The sequence below is a fragment of the Mesorhizobium comanense genome, from assembly GCF_005503535.1.
In the GTDB taxonomy this organism is placed as follows: Bacteria; Pseudomonadota; Alphaproteobacteria; order Rhizobiales; family Rhizobiaceae; genus Mesorhizobium; species Mesorhizobium comanense.
The window spans coordinates 1-3,331 of sequence record NZ_SCNN01000067.1 but is presented as its reverse complement, the minus strand read 5'-3'; the positions used below and the strand labels follow the sequence as shown (position 1 = coordinate 3,331).

The following is a 3,331-nucleotide window of genomic DNA, read 5'->3' as shown; positions in this document are numbered from 1 at the left end:
GTAAGCGTCCGGTGAGGGACCATTTCTACTTTCACTTGGATGCGATGTTCTCGGCAGAGTCCTCTGGCAACACCCACGTAAAATGATTGTATGTCGATCCGCCGTAGATGTTGGACGTGATCGCCCCATCCAGTTCGAGAAGGCCCCGCTCTCGGAGGGCATGGGCTGAGCGGTTCTCGTAGGCCGTCATGTCAACTTGACGGATAGCTCCGCCGTCGGCCTTAACACGGTCAAGGAGCCTTCGTTGCGCATTCGTCAGCTTCATATCGATCTCCGTCAAAGGCTCCTGTCAGCGTTGTCTGGATTTCGAAGCGATGTCGAAGCCACTCATGAATGCCTTGTGCTGCCGCGCGGTCGCTTCACGCTTTGACCGAATGCTCGCCGCAAGCAGCGCGTAGGGCTGTTCGAACTCGGGCGTGGCGCTCTTCTCTGCTTCGAGATCGGCTATCTGTCGGTCGAGGAAAGGAAGTAGATGATTGTTCACTAGGTCATCCCAAGCACCGATGTCGGCCCGGGACAATTTTTCTCCACCTTTGGCAAGCCTGATGGTGCGAAGTCCGGCGTGCGGCACAAGTAGCGCAGCCCCTTCGCCGGTCGGTCCTCTGGGGTCATCTTGTACAGCCAGGTCCCGGGCAAAAAAATCCGAGTTCACATAAGCAATATCTGCGATGACCTCGATAGCGGTGGTTTTGTCGAAGTCAACGCTGCTCGCGTCATCAAAGTAGAAGGTCTCGGCTTGCATCTCATATCTCCTGCTCTCTCAATTCAATTTTACAGCCAAGATTCGGAATGTTGAGCTTGGACATAAGAATAATTTGCGGCGTCAGGCAAAAGCGATGTGCACCTTGCCTTGCGTCGGAAAGTCCGACGTCACGGCAATCTCTGTATTCCAAGGCAAGAGTTCATCGATTCGGTTGATCGGATGGTCCGCAATCCGGGATAGAACAGCACGCAGGTAGGCTTCCGGGTCGAGGCCGTTGAGCTTTGCAGTCTCAATCAGCGACAGGATCGCGGCAGCACGTTCGCCGCCTTTGTCCGAGCCAGCGAACAGCCAGTTTTTGCGGCCGAGCGCAATCGGCCGGATTGCCCGTTCGGCAGCATTATTGTCGATCTCGATACTGCCGTCATCGAGGAAACGGCAGAGCGATTTCCAACGGGAAAGCGCATATCGGCTCGCTTCCGCCGTCCCGGATTTTTGCGGCAGGCGCTTGAGGTTGTCGTCCAGCCATAATCGCAGGGCTTCGACCTTAGACTTGGCTCTTTCCTGCCGCACAGCTTTCCGCACGTTTGGCGGCTCCCCACGAATAGTCTTCTCGATCTCGTAGAGTTCGCCAATCCGACGGAGCGCTTCCTCCGCAATCGGCGCTTTTCCTGAAGTCGTCAGATCGAAGAACTTGCGTCTTGCATGCGCCCAGCAGGCGGCTTCCAGGATGGTCGGTGGGCCGCCTGGCTTGTGTGGCTCGTAGAGATCACGGAAGCCAGCATAACCGTCGGCATGCAGCACGCCGGAGAAGGTAGCGAGATGCTGCCGGGGATGCAGTCCTCTACGATCCGGGCTGAAGAAGTAGCAGACTGCAGGTGGGATCGTGTCACCATAGGGACGACCGTCGCGAACATAGGTCCACAACCGCCCGGTCCTAGTCTTGCCCTTGCCTGGCTCCAGAACTGGAACGGGCGTGTCGTCACCGTGAAGTCGATGGCCAGCGAACACATGGTCTCGAAGCTTCGCCAGCAACGGCTCCAGCAATGTGCTAGCCTTGCCGATCCAGTCGGCCATGGTCGAGCGGGACAGATCGACGCCTTCCCGCGCATAAATCTCGGATTGGCGATAAAGAGGCAGGTGATCGCAATATTTGGCGATCAGCACATGGGCAACCAGCCCCGGTCCCGGCTTGCCGCGTTCAATGGGCAACGACGGCATGTCGGCCTTAATCTGCGTATCGCAGCCCTTGCAGGTGAAGCGGGGCTGGACATGGCGCACGACACGGAATGAGGCCGGGACATAGTCGAGAACTTCGCTGACGCTTTCGCCTGCACGGATGAAGTCGGAGCCGCCACAGACCGGGCATGCGCAAGTTGCCTGGTGCGTCACGTCATGGCGTGGCAGATGATCGGGCAATGGCTGGCGGCTCGGCTTGGCCTTTGCCGGACCGGCAGTCGACGACAATGCTGGGGCCATGGCTTCCGCCTCGGCCGCCTCGATATCTTCCAACGCCAGTTCGAGCTGTTCGATGGCGCGGTCCATCTTTTCGGAGGACGAGCCGAACCGTGCCCGCTTGAGAACCGCAAGCTGCGCCTTCAGTTTGTCGATCAGGGTGTCGCGGGATTGAAGCTTTCGAGCCTGTTCTGCCAGTTGATCGGCCTGCGCAGCGATAATGGCTCGCAACGCATCGACGTCATCCGGCAGGATCGAAGGGCTCGTTTCCATGCCAAAACTGTAGCTGATTTGGCGTCAGATTGCCACTTATCTATCTGTAAAGATTCGCATCTGTCTTACGCGACCCGTGTCGGCGCAGAGGTCCAGGAAGGACGCCGCCAGTCTATACCTTCCCACAGCATCGACAACTGCGCCGCCGTCAGCCGGGCCGTGCCATCGGTCGCGGACGGCCAGGGAAAGCGGCCCTTCTCCAGGACCTTGTAATAGAGGCAGAAACCCTGACCATCCCAGAACAGTAGCTTGATACGATCACCACGACGGCCTCGGAACGCGAAGACCGAACCCGACGCGGGCCTCTGGCGAAGTGACGACTGCACCAGCGCCATCAGGCCATCGATCCCCTTGCGCATGTCCGTCACACCGCAGGCGAGATAGACGCGTACATTTGCGCCGGGCGCGATCATGCGTCTTCAACCGAGCGGATCAGTGCTTTCAGGACGTCAGCCGCAATGTTGGCCTCGACCTTCAAGACGCGGCCGCCCTTGCAACCGATCTCGATCCGCATGGGGCGTGCCGACCGCTTTGCCGCAGGCTTGTCGACGGAGGCGGGTCGCTCCGCTTCGTTGCTCGTCTCCGTGGCAATCAATGCGACCGGCAGAAAGGAGACCACCGGCTCCGACTGTTCGGCCGCGAACTTGCGCCGCCAGGCATAAATCTGCTGGGGTTTGACATCGTGCCGCCGCGCGACGTCGGCAATGCTGGCATTCGGCTCGGCAGCCTCCTGCAGTATCGAAAGCTTCTCGTCGTCGGACCAGTCGCGTCGACGCTCGACGCCCGTCAAAATCTCCATGCGGCCCATAGTTCATCCCTGATGACGTCTCTAATGACGGAATTAGTGACGTAACTTCAGGTGTTCGCGGGAAATCTCAAAGGCAGATTCACCGGACGCTTACC

The 3,331-nt window shown here is 58.9% G+C and carries 5 protein-coding genes; all 5 read right to left on the bottom strand.

Features of this window, described 5'->3' with window-relative positions; translation table 11 throughout:
* Window positions 1-31 precede the first annotated feature (31 nt).
* Window positions 32-265, bottom strand: a complete 234-nt coding sequence (locus FFS37_RS35590; protein WP_137935550.1) for a hypothetical protein — start codon at window positions 263-265, stop codon at window positions 32-34.
* A 24-nt stretch (window positions 266-289) separates the two neighbouring features.
* Entirely contained in the window at window positions 290-742 is a 453-nt protein-coding gene (locus FFS37_RS35585) for a hypothetical protein (protein ID WP_137935549.1), read from the bottom strand.
* A gap of 81 nt (window positions 743-823) precedes the next feature.
* Window positions 824-2,428, bottom strand: coding sequence for an IS66 family transposase (gene tnpC, locus FFS37_RS35580; RefSeq protein ID WP_137935548.1), 1,605 nt, complete (start codon window positions 2,426-2,428; stop codon window positions 824-826).
* Between the two features lie 65 nt (window positions 2,429-2,493).
* Window positions 2,494-2,841: an IS66 family insertion sequence element accessory protein TnpB gene (gene tnpB / locus FFS37_RS35575; RefSeq protein ID WP_137935547.1), complete on the bottom strand. Its 348-nt coding sequence runs from the start codon at window positions 2,839-2,841 to the stop codon at window positions 2,494-2,496.
* Window positions 2,838-3,236 carry an IS66-like element accessory protein TnpA gene (gene tnpA / locus FFS37_RS35570; RefSeq protein ID WP_137935546.1) on the bottom strand — a complete coding sequence of 133 codons (399 nt, stop codon included), beginning with the start codon at window positions 3,234-3,236 and terminating at the stop codon, window positions 2,838-2,840. Before tnpA ends, tnpB begins: the two co-directional genes overlap by 4 nt.
* Window positions 3,237-3,331: the final 95 nt, after the last annotated feature.